The organism is Humibacter ginsengisoli (assembly GCF_054780095.1).
Map to the genome: position 1 here is coordinate 175,238 of NZ_BAAGWZ010000012.1, position 19,886 is coordinate 195,123.

At 69.3% G+C, this 19,886-nt stretch carries 18 protein-coding genes; 6 read left to right on the forward strand and 12 right to left on the reverse strand.

Features of this window, described 5'->3' with window-relative positions; translation table 11 throughout:
* Nucleotides 1–243: a hypothetical protein gene (locus ACYVI5_RS17860; protein WP_460581428.1), complete on the reverse strand. Its 243-nt coding sequence runs from the start codon at nucleotides 241–243 to the stop codon at nucleotides 1–3.
* 199 nt (nucleotides 244–442) lie between these two features.
* Here ACYVI5_RS17860 and ACYVI5_RS17865 point away from each other — a divergent pair, with 199 nt between their 5' ends.
* Nucleotides 443–967, forward strand: coding sequence for a low molecular weight protein-tyrosine-phosphatase (locus ACYVI5_RS17865; protein ID WP_460581429.1), 525 nt, complete (start codon nucleotides 443–445; stop codon nucleotides 965–967).
* On the forward strand, nucleotides 964–2,349 hold the full coding sequence (gene purB / locus ACYVI5_RS17870; RefSeq protein ID WP_460581430.1) for an adenylosuccinate lyase: 1,386 nt from the start codon (nucleotides 964–966) through the stop codon (nucleotides 2,347–2,349). The genes ACYVI5_RS17865 and purB overlap by 4 nt, the downstream gene beginning before the upstream one ends.
* 6 nt (nucleotides 2,350–2,355) lie before the next feature.
* Here the strand turns inward: purB and ACYVI5_RS17875 are convergent, their stop codons facing one another.
* From ACYVI5_RS17875 to ACYVI5_RS17890, 4 genes are all read right to left on the reverse strand, one after another.
* A complete protein-coding gene (locus ACYVI5_RS17875) occupies nucleotides 2,356–2,679 on the reverse strand; it encodes a hypothetical protein (RefSeq protein ID WP_460581431.1) in 324 nt (107 codons plus the stop codon).
* Nucleotides 2,676–3,326 (reverse strand): HdeD family acid-resistance protein, encoded by a 651-nt coding sequence (locus tag ACYVI5_RS17880; protein ID WP_460581432.1) that lies wholly within the window; start codon nucleotides 3,324–3,326, stop codon nucleotides 2,676–2,678. Before ACYVI5_RS17880 ends, ACYVI5_RS17875 begins: the two co-directional genes overlap by 4 nt.
* A 126-nt stretch (nucleotides 3,327–3,452) precedes the next feature.
* On the reverse strand, nucleotides 3,453–4,262 hold the full coding sequence (locus ACYVI5_RS17885; RefSeq protein WP_460581433.1) for a class I SAM-dependent methyltransferase: 810 nt from the start codon (nucleotides 4,260–4,262) through the stop codon (nucleotides 3,453–3,455).
* A gap of 202 nt (nucleotides 4,263–4,464) precedes the next feature.
* Nucleotides 4,465–5,295: a helix-turn-helix transcriptional regulator gene (locus ACYVI5_RS17890; RefSeq protein WP_460581434.1), complete on the reverse strand. Its 831-nt coding sequence runs from the start codon at nucleotides 5,293–5,295 to the stop codon at nucleotides 4,465–4,467.
* 93 nt (nucleotides 5,296–5,388) lie between these two features.
* Between ACYVI5_RS17890 and ilvD the strand changes: the two genes are divergently transcribed.
* Both ilvD and ACYVI5_RS17900 read left to right on the forward strand, forming a co-directional pair.
* Entirely contained in the window at nucleotides 5,389–7,287 is a 1,899-nt protein-coding gene (ilvD, locus tag ACYVI5_RS17895) for a dihydroxy-acid dehydratase (RefSeq protein WP_460581435.1), read from the forward strand.
* A gap of 44 nt (nucleotides 7,288–7,331) precedes the next feature.
* The gene (locus ACYVI5_RS17900; RefSeq protein ID WP_460581436.1) at nucleotides 7,332–8,609 is read left to right on the forward strand and encodes a CynX/NimT family MFS transporter; all 1,278 of its coding nucleotides are present in this window, start codon (nucleotides 7,332–7,334) and stop codon (nucleotides 8,607–8,609) included.
* Between the two features lie 85 nt (nucleotides 8,610–8,694).
* Here ACYVI5_RS17900 and ACYVI5_RS17905 read toward each other — a convergent pair whose 3' ends face one another.
* A complete protein-coding gene (locus tag ACYVI5_RS17905; RefSeq protein WP_460581437.1) occupies nucleotides 8,695–9,348 on the reverse strand; it encodes a GrpB family protein in 654 nt (217 codons plus the stop codon).
* Between the two features lie 111 nt (nucleotides 9,349–9,459).
* Here ACYVI5_RS17905 and ACYVI5_RS17910 point away from each other — a divergent pair, with 111 nt between their 5' ends.
* Nucleotides 9,460–9,990 (forward strand): hypothetical protein, encoded by a 531-nt coding sequence (locus ACYVI5_RS17910; protein ID WP_460581438.1) that lies wholly within the window; start codon nucleotides 9,460–9,462, stop codon nucleotides 9,988–9,990.
* Nucleotides 9,991–10,105: 115 nt separating this feature from the next.
* Here the strand turns inward: ACYVI5_RS17910 and ACYVI5_RS17915 are convergent, their stop codons facing one another.
* From ACYVI5_RS17915 to ACYVI5_RS17925, 3 genes are all read right to left on the reverse strand, one after another.
* Nucleotides 10,106–10,882: a thioesterase family protein gene (locus ACYVI5_RS17915; RefSeq protein WP_460581439.1), complete on the reverse strand. Its 777-nt coding sequence runs from the start codon at nucleotides 10,880–10,882 to the stop codon at nucleotides 10,106–10,108.
* A 26-nt stretch (nucleotides 10,883–10,908) separates the two neighbouring features.
* A complete protein-coding gene (helR, locus tag ACYVI5_RS17920; RefSeq protein ID WP_460581440.1) occupies nucleotides 10,909–13,158 on the reverse strand; it encodes a HelD family protein in 2,250 nt (749 codons plus the stop codon).
* Between the two features lie 142 nt (nucleotides 13,159–13,300).
* On the reverse strand, nucleotides 13,301–14,851 hold the full coding sequence (locus ACYVI5_RS17925) for an MFS transporter (RefSeq protein ID WP_460581441.1): 1,551 nt from the start codon (nucleotides 14,849–14,851) through the stop codon (nucleotides 13,301–13,303).
* A 24-nt stretch (nucleotides 14,852–14,875) separates the two neighbouring features.
* On the opposite strand from ACYVI5_RS17925, the gene ACYVI5_RS17930 reads away from it, so the two are divergent.
* Nucleotides 14,876–15,346, forward strand: coding sequence for a MerR family transcriptional regulator (locus ACYVI5_RS17930; protein ID WP_460581442.1), 471 nt, complete (start codon nucleotides 14,876–14,878; stop codon nucleotides 15,344–15,346).
* A gap of 93 nt (nucleotides 15,347–15,439) precedes the next feature.
* Here the strand turns inward: ACYVI5_RS17930 and ACYVI5_RS17935 are convergent, their stop codons facing one another.
* The 3 genes from ACYVI5_RS17935 to ACYVI5_RS17945 all read right to left on the reverse strand — a co-directional run bounded on the left by ACYVI5_RS17935 (nucleotide 15,440) and on the right by ACYVI5_RS17945 (nucleotide 19,878).
* On the reverse strand, nucleotides 15,440–16,231 hold the full coding sequence (locus ACYVI5_RS17935; protein ID WP_460581443.1) for an alpha/beta fold hydrolase: 792 nt from the start codon (nucleotides 16,229–16,231) through the stop codon (nucleotides 15,440–15,442).
* 389 nt (nucleotides 16,232–16,620) lie between these two features.
* Nucleotides 16,621–18,399: a glycoside hydrolase family 35 protein gene (locus ACYVI5_RS17940; protein ID WP_460581444.1), complete on the reverse strand. Its 1,779-nt coding sequence runs from the start codon at nucleotides 18,397–18,399 to the stop codon at nucleotides 16,621–16,623.
* A 126-nt stretch (nucleotides 18,400–18,525) separates the two neighbouring features.
* On the reverse strand, nucleotides 18,526–19,878 hold the full coding sequence (locus ACYVI5_RS17945; protein ID WP_460581445.1) for an ABC transporter substrate-binding protein: 1,353 nt from the start codon (nucleotides 19,876–19,878) through the stop codon (nucleotides 18,526–18,528).
* Nucleotides 19,879–19,886 lie beyond the last annotated feature (8 nt).

The window sequence follows — 19,886 nt, forward strand, 5'->3', positions numbered from 1 at the left end:
TCATCCCCCGCGCTCGCTGCGTGCGGTATCCATGCTCGACGCGGGTGGGCCCAGTTGATCGACGGGAACGACCGCCAGCTCCTGTGCCGCACGATCGAGGGCGGCAATCGCGTCGCCGATCGATGCGGTGAGATCGTCGACTCCGGCGCGGAACCTGCGTTGCGCGGGCGATCTCCAGTGCAGGGCACCGGCATCCGGAACCTGCGCCATGAGCGCGGCCAGCTCGGAACGCACGTAGTCCACGGCCGCCTGCGCGGCTCGTAGTGCCGCCTCGTCCAGACGATCACCTCCTGAAATCGCGAAAGGAATGGGATCAGCCTGCCGTCGGGCGTGCGGCCGCCGGCGGCTGGCGGCGCCTGATGGGGGCGAGCCGGCTCGGCGCCTGCCTGGGGACGGAAGGATGCCGGACCGGGAGCATCCGGGCGTACAGCAGAATGGAGGCATGACCTCGGATGCGACCCGGTTCCGCATCTGCTTCGTGTGCAGCGGCAACATCTGCCGCTCGCCGATGGCCGAGGTGGTGCTCCGGCAGCTGGCGGAAGACGCCGGGCTTGGCGACCGCCTGGCCATCTCGTCGGCGGGAACGGGCGACTGGCACGTCGGGGAGCAGGCCGATCCTCGCGCCGTCGAAGCACTCACCGCACACGGGTACGACGGGTCGACGCACCGGGCGCGGCAGTTCGATCCCGCCTGGTTCGCGGATCTCGATCTGGTCGTGGCACTGGACCGCAGCCACGAACGAATTCTCAAAGCATGGGCCGGGAACGACCTCGACCGCAGCAAGGTGCAGCTTCTGCGCAGCTTCGAGACGCCGCGATCCGATTCACTGGATGTGCCGGATCCCTATTACTCGGACCACACGCTCTTCGCCGCCGTTCTCGGCATGATCGAGCGAGCCGACCGGGCGCTGCTGGCCCAGCTGGCCCCCGCCCTGCGCGCACCGTCACAACAACAAGGAAAGTCATGACCTCGCTTCCCCCTCAGCCGCTCAGCCCGCTCGACGGCAGGTATCGCGCCGCCGTCTCCGAGCTCGGGGACTTCCTCTCCGAGGCCGGTCTGAACCGCGCCCGCGTGCAGGTGGAGGTGGAGTGGCTGCTGTACCTCACCTCGCACCGGATGTTCGGGAGCGAGCCGCTGACCGAGGGGCAGGCATCCGCTCTGCGCGCCCTCGTCACCGACTTCGGCCAGGACGAGATCGACCGGCTGGCAACGCTCGAAGCCACCACCAGGCACGACGTGAAGGCCGTCGAGTACCTCGTGCGCGAGAAACTGCACGAACTGGGCCTCGACTCGATCGCCGAGCTGACTCACTTCGCATGCACGAGCGAAGACATCAACAACCTCTCCTACGCGCTGACCGTCTCGGAAGCTGTGCGCGACGTGTGGCTGCCGAAGCTTCGCACCGTGATCGACGCGCTGCGTTCCCGTGCGGTGGAGCTGCGGAACGCCTCGATGCTCGCCCACACGCACGGCCAGCCGGCGACGCCCACCACGATGGGCAAGGAGTTCGCGGTGTTCGTGTACCGGCTCGAGCGCATCGCCGCCCAGGTGGAGGCGAGCGAGTACCTCGGCAAGTTCAGCGGCGCCACCGGCACCTTCTCCGCGCACCTGGCCGCGGATCCGGATGCCGACTGGCCGGTGATCTCGCGCGAGTTCGTGCAGTCCCTTGGCCTCACCTGGAACCCGCTCACGACTCAGATCGAGTCGCACGACTGGCAGGCGGAGCTGTACGGCCGTGTCGCGCACGCGAACCGGGTGCTGCACAACCTCGCGACGGATGTCTGGACCTACATCTCGCTCGGCTACTTCCGGCAGATCCCGCAGGCCGGCGCCACGGGATCGTCGACCATGCCGCACAAGATCAACCCGATCCGATTCGAGAACGCGGAGGCGAACCTCGAGCTCTCCAGTGCGCTGCTCGACTCGCTGGCATCCACCCTGGTCACGAGCCGCCTGCAACGCGACCTCACCGACTCGACCACGCAGCGCAACATCGGCGTCGCGCTCGGCCACTCACTGCTCGCCTTCGACAACTTCGAGCGGGGCCTGCGCGAGATCGCGATCGACGAGGATGCGCTCGCCCGCGACCTCGACGCCAACTGGGAAGTGCTCGGCGAGGCGATCCAAACGGTCATCCGTGCCGAGGTCACGGCCGGCCGCTCATCGATCAGCGACCCCTACGCGCTGCTCAAGGAGCTGACACGCGGCAAGCGGGTCGATCGCGAAGGCCTGGCGGGGTTCATCCGTGCGCTCGACATCGGTGAGGATGCCAAGACTCGCCTGCTCGCGCTCACTCCGGCCGGATACGCGGGCCTGGCCTCGCAGCTGGTCGAGTACGTGGAGCGGTAGCGCGCGTCAGTCGTGCGGGTTACGGGGGCCGGCGTCGGAGCCGGCATCCGTTCCGCCCGACAGTTCAGGATGCTCGCCGTTCTGCTCGGCCAGGTCGCGACGCTCCTCGTCGTCGGGCTTGAATCCGAGCGCGAACATCGCCAGCACGACCAGGGTCGCGATGAAGGCGACGCCGAAGAAGATCAGCGCGAGGACCGGCTCGCGAGTGGACATCAGCACGATGACGCCGACGAATACGGCCAGCACGGCGGCGATGCCGAGGAACTCCACGGGCTTCATGCGGTCGCGCAGGCTCGGCCGGCGGTCCTCTGGGATGTTGTCGTGGGTCACGCGTGTCTCTCCGAAGCGTTCTGATCAGTGTCGCCAGCGCCGGTCTTCCGGCCGCCCTGGCCGCTGGCGACCTGGCCGGGATGCTCGCCGTCGTGCGCGTGCGCGAGACCGAACTTGATCGTGAACGCGCCGATGCCCACGTAGACGCCGACGATCACCGCGTAGGCGCCGAACAGTCCGACCGCGAGCAGGGAGTCCGGCGGGATGACGAGGAAGACGACGGCGAGGATGACCGTGAGGCCGCCGATGACCATCCAGTCGCGCGCGGCGTCGTACCGGTGGCGGGCGCGCCATCCGCAGTAGAACTCCGCGAACCCGGTCAGCAGTGCCCACACGCTCACGCCGTAGAGCAGCGCGCCGAGGCCGGCCCCGTTCAGCACAAGGGCCGCGATGCCGACTACGACGCCGAGCGCGCCCTGGGCGACGAAGAGCCACTTCGTGAGGGCATTCTTCAGCAGCAGCGCGCCGATGCCGATGACGACGCCCTCCACCAGCGCGTAGCTGCCGAAGACGAGCAGGCCGATTCGCGCCGAGTGCTCGGGGTCGAACGTGATGAATCCGCCCGCAACGAGCGCGACGATGGCGCGCACGAGTGCGACGACCCAGTAGCGATCCGGGCTGACGCGCGAGGACGCGGCTGTGCTCACGTGACTTCTTTCGTGCGGATGGGGCAGTGCGAGTCTTCTGGGTACCGGCGGCTTGCGCTGTGCTTCTGACCTCGAGGGTTCCGCGGCGCCGGGACCGGAACGATTCTACCCGCCGTAGAGCACGGGCTAGCTGGGAGGTCGGCGGCCGACGACGACCGTGCCATCGACGTCGTCGTCGCGCACGATCGAGGCGGAGAAGCCCGCCGCCTCGAGGATGCCCACGGTCGCGGATGCCTGCCTCCTGCTCGTCTCGATCAACACGTGTCTGCCGGGCGAGAGCCACTCATCGGCGCCGGCGCCGACACGTCGCTGGAGTGCGAGACCGTCCGCACCGCCGTCGAGCGCGGCCGGCGCCTCGTGTTCCCGCGCCTCCGGCGGCATCAAGCGGATCTCATCCGTGGGCACGTAGGGCGCGTTCGCCACGATGACGTCGACGCGACCCCGCAGCGAGTCGGGGAGCGGTTCGTAGAGGTCGCCGGTGTACACCCGCGGAGCCTGCGTGGACACCGCGGCCAGCGTGCGGCGAGCGCAGTCGGTCGCTATCGGGTCGATGTCGGCGGCGTGCACAGCGGCATCCGGTCGAGCAGCGAGGATGGCCGCGCCGATCGCGCCCGCGCCGCAGCAGAGGTCGAGCACGACAGGCGCGCGGGGTGCGACCCGCAACGCCTCCCGCACGAGCAGCGTCGTGCGCTGTCGCGGAACGAACACGCCCGGCGCAACACTGACGCGGAGCCCGCGGAACTCGGCCCAACCGAGGATGTACTCCAGGGGTTCGCCCGCCACACGGCGACCGATGAAGTCCTCGAGCTGACGTGAATCGCACGCCTCGTCAAGGATGAGCCGCGCCTCATCCTCCGCGAAGACGCAGCCCACGGCGCGCAAGTGGGCGACGACGGCGTCGAAGCCGGGAGTTGTGCGGTCGGGGTCGGCGGACATGGGGCGAGCGTATGGGTTCCGCCGCGATCGGACGAGCCCACACGGGCCGGACCGCCGAACACAAAGCCATCCAGCGAGCACGGAACGGTCCACCGAGCACGGAAAGGACGTCCGCTCCGTGCTCGTTCGCGCGCTGCGTGCTCGTTCGCGCGCTGCGTGCTCGGTCGCCCGCTGCGTGCTCGGTCGTGCGCTCCGTGGTCGCTCAGCGCTGCGGCGCCGGCGTGTACACCACCACGTGCAGGTCTGGATGGTCGGACGGCACGAACTGGTGGTGCTCGAGCGTGATGAGACCCGCGGTCGGATGCCGGAACACCCGCTCGCGCGACGCGAATCCCTCGATGTCGTGGGCCGCCCATGCCGAGCGGAACTCTGGGCTCGCCTCCTCGAGACGCGAGACGAGGTCGAGGTAGGCGGGGTCGCCGAGGCGAGGGCCGGCATCCGCTCTGAACTCGGCGACGAAGCGTCGGCTCGTGACGTCCCAGTCCGGAAGCAGCTCGCGCACGAACGGGTCGGTGAAGACGAGCCAGAGCAGGTTGCGGTCTTCCGCGCGTGCCGTGGCGACGCCCGGGTAGAGCGCTGCATAGGCGGCGTTCCAGCCGGCGATGCGCCAGTCCGCGGTGACGGTGTACGAGGGCGAGTCGGCGAGCGCATCCATGAAGCGCTGCAACGCGGGCGGAGCGGTGGCCGCCGGCGGACGGGCTGTCGTCGCGGCGGTGGAGTATCCGGCGAGGGAGAGAAGGTACGCATGCTCGGTCACGGTGAGACGCAGGGTGCGAGCGAGGGCATCCAGAACCTGGCGGGACGGGTGGATGTCGCGCCCCTGCTCGAGCCACGTGTACCAGGTGACGCTGACGCCGCTGAGGTACGAGACCTCCTCACGGCGGAGGCCGGTCGTGCGTGAGCGGCCGACGGGCGGCAGCCCGGCATCCGCCCTGGAGAGGTTCTCGCGACGGGCGCGCAGGAACCCGCCGAGCTCGACCCTGCTCTGCTCGGCCATCACCCCTGCCGCTCCTGCGCGTTGCGAGATGTCCACGAGATAACGCTAAAGGTTCAGCCGTGCTAGTACTCCAAGTACTAGCATCCGGAGCGTCTTCCGCTCGCGCCACCGGCCACGCAGCATGTCACCATGCCCGTACTCCGCTCTCGCACCGTCACCCATGGCCGCAACATGGCCGGAGCCCGCGCCCTGCTGCGCGCCGCCGGCGTCAAAGGCAGCGACTTCGGCAAGCCGATCGTCGCCGTCGCCAACAGCTTCACCGAGTTCGTGCCGGGCCACACTCACCTGCAGCCCGTCGGGCGCATCGTCTCGGATGCGATCACCGCGGCCGGCGGCATCCCGCGCGAGTTCAACACCATCGCTGTCGACGACGGCATCGCCATGGGCCACGGCGGCATGCTCTACTCGCTGCCCTCGCGCGACCTCATCGCCGACTCCGTCGAGTACATGGTGAACGCGCACTGCGCCGACGCGCTGGTGTGCATCTCGAACTGCGACAAGATTACGCCCGGCATGCTGCTGGCCGCGCTGCGGCTGAACATCCCGACGGTGTTCGTCTCCGGCGGTCCGATGGAGTCCGGCCGCGCCGTGCTCGCGAACGGCACCGTGCGCACGCTCGACCTGATCGACGCGATGTCGGAATCGGCGAACGAGAACGTGTCGGATGCCGACCTGCAACGCATCGAGGAGGCCGCGTGTCCCACGTGCGGATCGTGCTCCGGCATGTTCACCGCCAATTCGATGAACTGCCTTACCGAGGCGATCGGGCTCTCCCTGCCCGGCAACGGCTCGACGCTCGCCACCCACACGGCACGTCGCGAACTGTACGAGCGGGCGGGCGCCCTCACCGTCGAGATCGCCAAGCGCTGGTACGACGATGACGACGCATCCGTGCTGCCGCGCAGCATCGCCACGCCCGCCGCGTTCGGCAACGCCATGGCGCTCGACATCGCGATGGGCGGGTCGACGAACACGATCCTTCACCTGCTCGCGGCCGCGCACGAGGCGGGCGTCGACTTCGGGCTGAACGAGATCGACGCGCTCTCGCGCCGCATTCCCTGCCTGGCGAAGGTGGCACCCAACGTCACCGCGACGCGCACGTATTACATGGAAGACGTGCACCGCGCCGGTGGCATCCCGGCGATCCTCGGCGAGCTGCGCCGCGGCGGCCTGCTCGACGAGGGCGTGCACTCAGTGCACTCGAACTCGCTCGGCGAGTGGCTGGACGAGTGGGATGTTCGCAGCGGCAAGGCATCCGACGCCGCGTTCGAGCTGTGGCACGCAGCACCCGGTGGCGTGCGATCCTCGTCGGCGTTCTCCCAGTCCGAGCGCTGGGAGGAGCTCGACACGGATGCCGCGGGCGGGTGCATCCGTGACATGGAGCACGCGTACACCCTCGATGGCGGCCTCGCGGTGCTGCGCGGCAACCTCGCGGAGAACGGCGCGGTCGTCAAGACCGCGGGTGTCGACGCATCCATACACACGTTCGCCGGAACCGCCGTCGTCTTCGACTCGCAGGAAGCGGCGTGCGAGGGCATCCTCGGAAAGAAGGTGAAGGAGGGCGACGTCGTCGTCATCCGCTACGAGGGACCGCGCGGCGGCCCCGGCATGCAGGAGATGCTCTACCCCACGTCGTTCCTGAAGGGACGCGGACTCGGCAAGGCGTGCGCGCTGATCACCGACGGACGCTTCTCGGGCGGCACGTCGGGCCTCTCGATCGGACACGTCTCGCCGGAGGCCGCTGCGGGCGGCACGATCGCGCTCGTGGAGAACGGCGACCGCATCGTCATCGACATCCCGAACAGGTCGATCAGTCTCGACGTGCCCGAGACGGTTCTGGATGACCGCCGCCGCGCCATCGAGGACGCCGGCGGTTACCGTCCGGTCGGCCGCGAACGCGTGGTGTCGCCCGCGCTGCGCGCCTACGCGCTGATGGCCACCTCGGCCGACACGGGTGCGGTGCGCGATGTGGATTCGGTGGAGGCGGCGGTCGCTGCGAGCCGGATGCCCGCGCCGGTCGGGGTGTAGTCAGCCCTACCCTCGTAGGGGTCCCCATCGAAACGAGGTGTCGAGTGCCCGATCCCCAGAGCGGCGCCGTGCGCACGCTGCGTGGCGGGATGCTGCTGATCGGGCTGCTGCTGATCGCGGCCAACCTCCGTGCGGCGATCACGTCGGTGGGGCCGGTGCTGGGCGACATCCGCAGCGATCTCGGGATCGGCGCTGTCACGGCATCCGTGCTCATCTCGATCCCGCTGGTCGCGTTCGGCGTGTTCTCTCCCGTCGCACCCATGCTCGCCGCGAAGTTCGGCATCGAACGCACACTCGGCGGCGCGATCATCGTGCTCGCGTTGGGCATCGTCGCGCGGTCCTGGCCCGGCCTCGTCACGCTCTGGGCAGGCACCGTACTGCTCGGCCTCGCGATCGCCGTGATCAACGTGCTACTGCCCGCGCTCGTCAAGCGCGACTACCCGAACCGGGTCGGCTCGGTCACCGGAACGTACTCCGCCGTGCAGTCCGGCATCGCCGCCATCGCGGCCGGAGTCGCGGTGCCGATCGCGGATGCCGCCCCGCACGGCTGGCGCCTCTCGCTGGGCATCTGGGCGGGACTGGCGCTCATCGCGTTCGCCGTGTTCCTCCCGCAGTTGCGGAACGGGCCGGAGTGGATGCGCGGGCCGTCGCAGGCGGTGCCCGTCACTTCCCACGGTCAGCCGGAGAGCCACCTCGAACCGGCCGGCGCTGCAGGACGATCGACGCGCCCTCCGCGCTCGTACCGCTCGCCGTGGGGCGCCGCACTCGCGTGGCAGGTGACGCTGTTCATGGGTCTGCAGTCGACCATCTACTACACCGTGGTCACGTGGTGGCCGTCGGTGGAGCAGGCATCCGGGGTCTCCGCCGCCATCGCCGGATGGCACCAGTTCGCGTACCAGATGTTCGGGCTGCTGGGCACGGTGCTGTGCGCCGCGACCATCTCACGGATGCGCGACCAGCGCACGATCGCGGTGGGCGTGAGCGTGCTGATGTTCGTGGGCATCCTGGGACAGCTGACCGCGCCGGCGCTTGGACTGCTGTGGATCGCGCTCGTCGGGCTCGGCTCGGGCGGATCCATCGTGCTCGCCCTCGCCCTGCTCGGCCTGCGCACGCATCACCACGGCCAGTCCGCTGCGCTGTCGGGGATGGCGCAGTCGATCGGCTACCTGCTCGCCGCGACCGGACCGATCGCGATCAGCATCCTGCACGATGCCAGCGGCGGGTGGGCTGCGCCGCTCATCGTGATGCTGGGGGTCATCGTCGTGCAGGTGGTTTTCGGCGTGCTCGGGTCACGCGACCGGCTGCTGCCGTTGCGTGCGTGAGCCGTAGCCCTGCCGTTCACGTTCCGCTTTCCCAGATCGCGGGTGTGCGGCATCCGGGCCGGCAATCTGCGACCATCCTGCGCGTCTATGAAGTCCCGTCGGCCGGCCAGGACGGATGCTCGTGCGGCGGCACGCTGAAGATGCGCGAGTAGATGTCGTCGATGACGCCGTTCTTGTCGAGGTTGTACGAGTCCGGGTCGTCGGCCGTTTCGATGGCGAGTCGTCGCTTCGCGGCGGCGTAGAGGTCGCGGTCGTCGGGATGCGAGCGCAACCAGTCGCGGAACAAGAGGTGCCGCAGCGGCTCGGGGGACCCGGCCTGGAACACGTGCAGGTTGACGCCGGTGCGCACGAGCATCCGGTGTCCGTTCCACCACGGTTCGCGCAGCACGTGCCGGTAGCCGGCGGAAATCAGCGCAGGCACGTATGCGCTCTCCTCCGCCGAATCGGGCACCTGCACGTCGATGTCGATGATCGGCTTGGCCGGCAAACCTGGGACGGACGTCGATCCGACGTGCTCGATGCGCACGATGAGGTCGCCGAGCGCGTCGACGATCTTCGCGCGCTCGCGCTCGTACTCGGCCGGCCATGCCGGATCGGGCTCGACGATCACGATCGGCGCGAACGCTGCAGGCGGCCCGTCGACCCAGCGGATGTCCTCCTGGTCCTCATCGCCGAGCTGCCTGCGGGTGAGTTCCTCCGGATAACCGTGCTCGGATAATGCTTCCGACTGCGCGCGCACTTCGACCTCCCAGTTCGAGCGAGCAAAGTCTTCAAGCGTACGACTCAGGAAGTCGCGCTACAAGCATCCGCTCGTCAGGCAGTACGTGCGCGCCGCTGGGAGGATGTCACGGTGACCTACGACGCGACCGAGCAGACGACCGACTACCAGGCGACGCGGGTGCGGATGCACGCGAATACCCGGTTCGAGGCGTTCGTCGCGGCGCTGGAGCAGGCGGTACCCGAGCTGTCGCACGCGGATGCCGTCGCACGACTCGCCGAGGACGGCGACTGGTCGGGGTTCACGCGTGGCCTGCAGTGGGAGGCGCCCAGTGGGTTCGTGCGTGTCTGGTCGTGGTCGCCGTCAGAGCTCATGCGGCACGCCGGCAACTCGACGCCGAGCGCGCTCTGGCTGATCGTGAATCACGCGATCGGGGCGCGCCTCTTCCGTCACGATCCGGCCGCCATGCTCTACTCGCCGCTGCGCGTCGAGGCTCACGCCGCTCCGGATGCCGGCACCATCGTGAGCTTCGACGTTCCGAGCTCCCGGCTGCGCGGCTTCGGCATCAATAAGGTCACGCAGGCCGGCGCCGAGCTCGACCGTGCGCTCGGCGACCTGCTCGAGGACCTCGGCCTGCCCCGCCCCGCCGCGCTGCGTCGCTGACGCATCGCTCGACGTCGAAATTGGGGGCCGAAAGTGTCGTTTCCGCCACTTCACACGACACATCGGGACCACAAGTCGGCGCTGGCGAGCCGCTTCAGCGGTGGGGGCGGCCAGGTCAGCGGCGGCGGCGCACCGTGAGGCCCTGTGCGCAGGTGCCGATGACGCCGCGCTCGTCGTGCAGCACGGTCTGCGTGACGCCCAGGCCGCTCACCCCGTACGCCACAGTGGTGTCGAACCCGAGCCAGTCGCCCTGCGGCTGTGCGAAGAGGTGTGCGGTCAGGTCGATGTTGGGGAACAGAACATCCTGCGGCGCGAACCGCGGCGTGATGCCGTTGGCGATGTCGAGGATGCTCAGCAGCCGCCCCGTCGCGCTCACCGGTTCGCCCTCGAGCAACGCAACCCGCGGGCGCAGCCACACCTGCGCCCGGCCCTGCTCAAGGCGCGTGCCGTGCACGTCGACGGTGCGCACGAACTCGCCCGGCCAGGCATCGAATCCATTCCACGCCTCCAGCTCCGCACGCGAAGGCATCGCGGGGAACGCGTTCCCGGCGAGCTTCTCCGTGTCGTGCCTGGCCATCAGCCATGCCCGCAGGATGACGGATGCCCGCCCGCCGTGGCTCATCGTCGCCTCGACGAGCTCGACGGTGCGGCCGGGTCGCAGCGTGCGGGTCTGAATCTCGACGACGTCGATCGGCATGGTGCCGAGGATGTCGAACGACAGCCGACCGACCTGCAGCCCGTCGGCGATCCGGTCGGCGAAGGTGCGCTCCACGACGTGCGTGAGCAGGCCGAGCGCGGGTGCGATGTGCTGCTCCGCCGGATCCCACGCGCCGCCAACCGCAGGCGTCGCACGGAAACGGGAGTCGTCGAGTCGTTCGAAGTACGCAGTCACCCAAGAGATCGTAACGAGGGCGCGGCTCACGTCGTCAGGATCACCAGCTGCTGCGTCGCACGCGTCATCGCCACGTAACGGTCGACGGCACCCTCGATGCCTTCGCCCCAGCGGTCGGGGTCGACCAGCACGACGAGGTCGAACTCGAGCCCCTTCACGTGCTCGGGACTCAGCGAGCGGATGCGTGCGCTCCCCGTGAATGACGGGTCTCCGATCACGCACGCGACACCCTCCGCGTGCTCCGCCGCCCACGTGTCCACGATGCCGCGCAGCCGGGACGCAGATGCCCGCACCACCGGGTGCCCGCCGCGGCGAATCGAGACCGGCACGTTCGCATCCGGGATCGCGGCACGGATGACCGGCTCGGCGGCATCCATCACCTCCTGCGGGGTTCGGTAGTTGATGCTGAGGGATGCCTGCACGGCCTCGCCCAGCCCCACACGCTCGAGCCGCTCGCGCCACGACTCGGTGAACCCGTGCCGCGCCTGCGCCCGATCGCCCACGATGGTGAAGCTGCGCGACGGGCAACGCTGCAGCAGCATGCGCCACTCAGCGTCGGTCAGCTCCTGCGCCTCGTCGACGATCACGTGCGCGAACGGGCCGGCGAGGGCATCCGAGTCGGCCGCGGGAAGCGCCGACTCGTCCACCAGCGCGTTCTTGAGGTCCTGGCCACGCAGCATGGTCATGACGAGCATCTCGGAGTCGTCGGCGGCGATCAGGTCGTCGGTGATGCGCTCCCGCTGCTCCCGCTCCGCGGCGAGCGCCGCCTCCCGCGCGCGTGCCCGGCGAGTGGCATCCGGGTCTCCGATGCGCAGCCGGGCGGCGTCGAGCAACGGAAGGTCCGAGACGGTCCAGGCGCGGGCATCCGTGCGCTGCAGCATCCGGATCTCGTCGGACTCGAGCCACGGTGCGCACAACCGCAGATAGGCGGGCACCGACCAGAGGTCGCCCACCACACCCGGCGGATCGAGCAGCGGCCACGCCTTGGCGAACGTCGCGGTCAGGGCGTCGTCGCCCGCGAGATACCGGCGCAGCTGGTGCGGAGGAGCCTCGTCGTCGTCGAGTTGATCGACGAGGATCTCCAGCAGCGCGTCCCACACCTGCTGCCTCGCCTCATTGTGCGGGGCACCCGGCTCGGCGGAGTCGAACGCCTCCGTCCATTCGGCCTCGCCGACCTCCGCGTCGCCCCACGGCGTCTCGACCACGAGGTCGACGGTCGGCGGCTGCTCGTAGTGCTTCACGGCGGCCTCTACGGCGTCGATCAGGCGAGCGGATGCCTTCAGCCGAGCCACCCGCTGGTCGCCCTCGTCTGCGACGGAGGAACCTTCTGGCACCAGATCGCGCAGCGTGCAGATGCGCACGCTGTGCTCGCCGAGGCTGGGCAGCACGTCGTCGACGTAGTCGAGGTACGCCTGGTGCGGCCCGACGAACAGCACCCCGCCGCCTGTGCCGCCCTCCGAGCCGCCGATGCGGGGCTCGGAGTACAGCAGGTAGGCGGCACGGTGCAGTGCGACCACGGTCTTGCCGGTGCCGGGTCCGCCGTCCACGACGAGCGGGCCGTGCGAGCCGGCGCGGATGATGGCATCCTGATCCGCCTGGATCGTGCTCAGAACGTCGCGCATGCGCGGCGAGCGGGTGCCGCCGAGGCTCGCGATGAACGCCGACTGGTCGTCGAGCGCCGCATTGTACTCAAGGCCATCGGCCGTGAAAACCTCGTCCCAGTAGTCGCTGATGCGACCGCGAGTCCACCGGTAGCGCCTGCGGCTCACGAGCCCCATCGGGTTCGCGTGCGTGGCCGCGAAGAACGGCTCGGATGCCGGTGCCCGCCAATCCACCAGCAACCGGCGCCCGTCGCCATCGGTGAGGCCGAGCCGCCCGATGTAGATCGGCGCGCCGCCGTCTGCTGCCACCATGCGTCCGAGGCAGAGGTCGAGGCCGAACCGGCGCAGCAGCCGCAGCCGCGACGCCAGCCGCCGGATCTCCAGGTCGCGGTCCATCGCCGCCTGGCCGACGCCGCCCGGCTCCCGGCGAACGGCGTCCAGGCGTGCGGTCAGCTCGGCGAGCTGCCGGTCGAGGGTGCGTCGCAACGCGGCGAAGTGCTCCTCGTCCGCGCCGATCAGTGCCGGGTCTGCTTTGGTGTTCAGCCGGGGCGGCAGGGCGAATGCGCTGCAGGCGTCGGGCGTGTTCTCGTCGGGTGTGCTGCTGTCGTTCGTGTTCGAGATCGAGCTGTGGTCGGTTGTGCTGCTGTCGTGGGTGTTCGAGATCGTGGCCGTCATCCGTTCTTCCACCTGTCATCGCACGCGAAAATGGCATGCGATCAGCGATTCTGCATCACAGAGGGGCTCTTGCGGCAAGCCCTGTGCCGTGCGGGATAATGGAAATGCGGGCTGAGGCTTGGAGCGGTTCCGGGAACGCCGCCTATCTCGCGACTGTGCTGACCGGTGGTTGAGCGGGTGCCTGTTCGAACTCGGCAGCGGCCTTACGCGCCGTTCCCTGCGCCCAGCGCCCGGTGCTCATCACGGCGAGAACGGCGAGTGCGAGGCCGAGGCCGGCGAGCATCCACCAGATGCCACGTGCCGCGTCCGTGAACGCCGCGGCTTGCGCGCCCGTGTGACGGATGCTCGTGCTCAGGATGCTCAGGCTCGGTCCGACGAACACGCCCGCGACCGCGACGCCCAACGCGGTGCCCGTCTGCCGGCCGGCCGAAGCCAGGGACGCCGCAAGTCCGGCCATCGATCGCGGCATGCCGGACACCGCCGTGTTGCTGATCGGCGGGTTGACGAAGCCGAGGAAGACGCCGACGAGAAGGAAGGCGGCGAGGAGTGCCGGCATCCACGTCGCGGGAGTGACCCAGAGCAGGGCGACGCCCGCCGCGGTGAGCGCGACACCGGCGACGAGCAGCGGATGCCGCGGCCCGCGCGCTCCGACCATGCGGCCGGAGATCGGCGAGAGTGCCAGCACGAGCACGCCGATCGGCAGCAGGCAGAGCCCGGCGGACCAGGCGGGGAGACCGCGCACGGTCTGCAAGTAGAGCGTGATGACGAACAGGAACGCCTGGAAGCCGCACAGCGCGAGGATCGCCATGACGAGCGCCGAGACGAACGGCACGCTGCGGAAGAGCTTCGGCTCCAGCAGCGGTTCGCGACGCCGGCGCTCGACGAAGACGAGCGCGATCGCACTGGCGGCCGAGGCGGCGGCTGCCGTGAGGATCGCCAGTGATGTCCAGCCCAGCGAACCGCCCTCGATGACGGCGAACACCGTGCCGCCGAGCAGAACGGCCACCAGCAACTGTGCGACCGGGTCGAAGCGGCGGGCGCGAGCGGCGCGGGACTCGGGCACGAACAGAGTGACGAGCACGACGGCGAGCGCGACGATCGGCAGGTTGACCATGAAGACCGCGCGCCAGCCGGCCGCGCCGACGAGCAGTCCGCCGAGCACCGGACCGAGGGCAAGGGCAAGGCCGCTCATCGCGCCGTACACCCCGATCGCCCGCGCGCGTTCCCGCGGGTCGGAGAATGTGTTGGCGACGATCGCCATCGCCACCGGGTTCAGCATCGTACCGCCGACGGCCTGCGCCGCGCGGGCCGCGACGAGCCATCCGATCGTGGGGGCGAGCCCGCAGGCGAGAGAGCCGACGCCGAAGATCACGAGCCCGATGACGAACATCCTTCGACGTCCGAATCGGTCGGCGAGCGAGCCGGAGAGCACGAGGAAGACGGCGAGCACGAGGGCGTAGGCGTCGATGGTCCACTGCAGGCCGTCCGCCGAGGCGTGCAGCTGGCGACGGATGTCCGGCAGCGCCACGTTGACGATGGAGAGATCCATCACGACGACGATCATGCTCATGCAGCAGATCGCCAGGATCAGCAGGCGCCTGACGCGGCTCGGCTCGGTGCCCGGCGTCGGCGCGGTGCGCACGACGGGCGGGGTCGGGTTGCTGGATGCCGGAATCGGGGTGGGAGCTCGCATGCTCTCGAACGTAGGATTTAGAGCGTGCTCGAAGTCAAGACGGCGCCCGTGCCGAAGCATCCGACTCGTCCGTCGCCCGAGGACCGGGAAGTACCGGAGGGCGGTGTGACCATCGCGGAAGCCGCCCGCCGCACGGGGGTGAGCGCCCACACGCTGCGCTACTACGAACGCGCGGGTCTCGTCGTCTCACCCGTCGACCGCACGAGCGGAGGCCGCCGTCGATACCGCCACATCGACCTGAAGTGGATCGTGATCTGCACCAAGCTGCGCGCCACCGGGATGCCTATCAAGGGCATCCGCAGGTACGCCGAGCTGGTGGCGGCAGGACCGGGCAACGAGCAGGAACGCCTCGAACTGCTGGAGGCGCACCGCGCGAACGTGCTGGAGAAGCTCGCCGAGGTGCAGGAGAACCTGCAGACCATCGACCACAAGATCGCGGTCTATCGCGGAAGTCTCGCCGCAGGCGAAGCCGATCGGCTCTGGGCGCCCCGCTAGGGGCCCGACTTTCTCCGTTCAGGTCGCGAAATCTGCCGTTATCCGGGCGTCATAACGGCAGATTTCGCGACTTGAAGCGGGTGCCGAGGCGACCTACGACGTGAGGAAGTCCACGATCAGCGGGGTCACCGACTCGGCGCGATCGCGCAGTACGGTGTGCGAACCGCCCCGCACGATGAGCAGGCGAGCGTGGGGGATGCTGCTGGCGAGCATCCGGGTGTGCCCGCGGCGGATGACGTCGTGCTGGCCGGCGAGCACCAGCGTCGGCGCCGAGATACGGCTCAGGTCGCGCATCCCGATACCGGGTGCATCGAGCATGAGACGCAGCAGCTCGAGCTTGTGCCTTCGAGCGTGGCCGGGGGTGAGGATCGCAGCGAGGTAGAGCATCCGCAGTCCCCATTGCACGCCGAATCGCAGGCCGCCTACTCCGAGGTTGCCGGACGCAAGCACGAGGGAGCGCACGAGTTCCGGATGCCTGACGGCCAGCAGCATCGCCACGTTCGCGCCGTCGGAGAAGCCGAGCACGTCGAACGGCTCCGGTGCGGCATCCGTTCCCGCGCCGAGCGCTCGGATCACCCGGGCGGCGTCGTCGGCCATGCGCGAGAGCGTGAGCGGCCCCGAGCCCCGCGCCGACCGCCCCTGACCGCGGCAGTCCATCGCCACGACGCGGTGGTGCTCTGCGAGCAGGGGTAGGTTGCGGTTGAAGAAGCGCAGGTCGCCGGAGTTGCCGTGGATGACCAACAGCGGCGCCCCCGATCCGCGCACCTCGACGTGGAGATCGCCGACCCGGTGCTGCCAGCTCGTGTGCTCGCCTGGCAGCTTGTCGGGGCGCGGCAGCACATCGGCGCCGTTCCCCGGCGTCGGACCGCGTTGCAAGTCGAGCACAATCACACGGTAAGTCACCTGCCTATGCGGCGCTCATGCATCCGCTCAGCGCCGGCCGCGGAACGGGCGCCTCCCAGGATGCACGGCCCGGCATCCGCTCGCTCCGGCCCCCACGGAGCGCACCACCAAGCACGGAACGGACCACCGAGCACAGAACCCACCACCGAGCACAGAGCGGACCACCGAGCACGGAACGGACCAGCGAGATACGAGACGATGACATCGTCACGCTGCACGGTCTCCGACTCACCGGGTCTGCGCTGACGGTGGCCGACACAGCGCGAAGTCTGCCGCTCGCGACGGCTCTGGCCGTCGCCGACGCATCACTGCGCCTTGCGGCCATCGACGGTCACGACTACGACCTCGACCGAGCGGCCGGCCGCGGCCGCCTACTCCTCTGTGTGTCCCAGCATCGGCGACGGAAGGAAACGGGCCGTACGCGACGACATCGCGTCGAGCTCCAGGACGACCAGCTCGTTCTCGCCAGCGCGCGTCGCACCGGCGGGCACGTAGAGCGTGCGCTGCGGCCCGGCGCTCCAGTAGCGCCCGAGTGGGAACCCGTTCACCCAGGCTGCACCCTTGCCCCAGGAGACCGTGTCGAGGAAGAGGTCGGCGGATGCCTCGAGCTCGAACACCGCGCGATGGAATCCAGGCAGCGACAGGTGGCCGCGACCCACCACGCCGCCACCGACCATGTGCGCCGACGCAGCAGCACCAGCCGTGCGTGTGAGCGCATCCGCGTCCAGACGCAGCGTCTCCCACCGATCAAGCTGAACGCCGTCGACGCTCGCCGGGCCGATCAGGCCCTTCCGCTCGCCGATGCGGGGGCCGTAGTCGACGCGTCCCTCGTCCTCCACGACGACGAGCAGCTCATAGCCGCCGGGCACCACCAGGGCTCGCTCGTGCCGCTCGCGCGCCAGCACTCCGATCCGCACGCCGTCCACGAAGACGATCGCGCGGTCGCGCACCTCGTCGAAGGTGAGCACCGCAGGCGAACGATTCGACAATGAGGCCCGGTACGCGACCAACCCGCGGTACACGCCGAGGTCTTCCATGGTGGGCAGAGCCGAATGCGTCAGCCACGAGTCCACCGCTGCCGCGGCATCCAGAAGCCCGGCTCCGGGCGAAAGCGACACCTCGAAGCTCGGTGCCGGCGAGCGCGGCACCCGCTCGAACTCGGGCACGGGCGCGTACTTCGCGATCACCTCGCGGAACGCCCAGAACTTCTCGGTGGGGCGTCCGGCCTCGTCGATCGGGGCGTCGTAGTCGTATGAGGTGGTGATCGGCTGGTACACGCCCTTGTCGTTCGCGCCGTTCGTGAATCGGAAGTTCGTGCCGCCGTGCACCATGTAGATGTTGACGGATGCACCGGCCGCCAGCAGCGCGTCGAGTTCGGCCGCCGACGCGGCAGCGGGCGTTGTGTGGTGGTGCGCGCCCCAGTGGTCGAACCATCCGCACCAGAATTCGCCGCACATCAGCGGTCCGGTCGGCTGCTGAAGCCGCAGCCGTGCGAGGCGCTCGACGGCGTGCGAGCCGAACGAGCCCGTCTTGTGCAGCTCGGGAAGGCTGCCGTCCGCGATCATCGATCCGCTCGGCTGGTCGACCGTGATCAGCGGGACGGTGATCCCGGATGCCCGAGTCGCCTGCGTCAACTCGCGCAGGTACTCCTTGTCGGAGCCGTATGCCCCGTATTCGTTCTCCACCTGCACGAGGATGACCGGGCCGCCCGCGTCCACCTGCAGCGGTGCGACGATGCCGAGCACGTGACCCAGATAGCGCTTCGCAGGGTCGAGGAAGCGGGCATCCGTGCTGCGCATGCGCACGCCGGAGTCGGCGAGCAGCCACGCCGGCAGTCCGCCGCCGTCCCACTCCGCGCAGATGTACGGGCCCGGCCGCACGATCGCGAACATGTTCTCCTCGGCGACGATCCGCAGAAAGCCCTCGAGATCGAGGCGCGGGTCATCCGTCACGAAGGCACCCGGCTGCGGTTCGTGCTCGTTCCACGGAACGTAGGTCTCGATGGTGTTGAGACCCATCGCACGGGCGAGCCGGATGCGATCGCGCCAGTGCGCGGGATGCACGCGGAAGTAGTGCAGAGCCCCCGAGATGACGCGGAAGGGGGCGCCGTCGAGCAGGAAGGCGTCGGATCCGATCTCGAAACGGCCCATGCGTGAGAACTCCAGGTTGTGGTGCGGGTGCGGCAGAGGAAACGGGCCGGCTCGTCACTCGAGCCGGCCCGTCATCGGGTGGGTCGCCGGTCGAGCTGCAATCGCCGCTCGACCGGGCAGGTTTCGCTAGGAGCCGGTCTTGACCGTGAAGCCCTGCTGGTTGCCGTAGCTGATCAGCTGCTTCTGCCAGTTCTCGAGCCCGGAGTCCAGCGAGGTCGCGCTGCTGTACGACTGGCCCACCGTGTCAGCGAAGATGCTGTTCGCGTACACCTCGTACGGCAGGTACTGCCAGCCCGGCAGCACGTTCTTCGCGCCGTCGACCAGCACCTTGTTGATCTTCTGGCCAGCGAAGTACGCGGGTGCCTGATTCAGGAACGAATCCGAGTTCTGGTCGGCGACCGTCGACGGGAACCCGCCGCCGCTCTTCACGAAGATGTCGACGCTCTGCTTGCTGTCGTTCAGCCACTTCAGGAACCCGGCGGCGAGCGCCTGGTTCTTGCTCTGCTTCATGACGACCTCGGAGCTTCCGCCGTTCTCGGCGTTCACGGCCTTGCCGTCGTAGGTCGGGATCGGCGCGACGGCCCACTGCCCGGATGCCTGCGGCACCGACGACTCGAGCACACCGGGCATCCAGGCGCCGGTGATCAGCGTGGCGATGTCGCCGTTGCCGAGGCCCTTGTACCAGTCATCCGTCCAGCCCGGCGTCTGGGAGAGGAGCTTGTTCTCGACGAGCTCGTTCCACACCGAGGTGAACTTCTTGGTGCCGGAGTCCTGCAGGTTGATCGTCACCTTCGTGCCATCGACCTTGAACGGATGCCCGCCCGCTTGCCAGATCATGCTGGTCGCGAACCCGGGGTCGCCGCTGTCGGAGGTGATGTAGGCGTTCGGGTCGGCGGCGTGCAGCTTCTTGGCGGCATCCACGTACTCGGCCCACGTCGTCGGCACTGAGATGCCGTACTTGTCGAACACGGTCTTGTTGTAGAACATCGCCATCGGGCCGGAGTCCTGCGGCAGGCCGACGAGCTTGCCCTGCACGTTGACGTTGCCCCACGGACCGACCGAGAAGTCCTTCTTCAGCTTGTCGAAGCCGAACTGCTTCAGGTCGACGAGGGAGTCGCTGAGCGCGAACTGCGGCAGCGCGTAGTACTCGACCTGGGCGACATCCGGTGCGCCCTTGCCCGCCTTCACCGCGTTCTGCAGCTTGGTGTACTCCGTCGTGTTGGTGCCGGCGTTGACGAGCTTGACATGCACCTTCGGGTACGCCTTCTCGAACGCGGCGACCTGTGCCTTGGCGGCCGGGGTCCACGTCCAGTACGTGATGGTGCCGCCCTCCTTGAGGGCCGCGTTCACGTCTGTGGAGCTGCCGCCTGCGCCGTTGCCGGATGACGAGCATCCGACCAGGGCAGCCGCGACGACCGCACCGGCGGCCGCGACGGATGCGAGCCGGCGGAGCGCCGACGATCGCGTGCTGTGTTTCATTTCGTGCC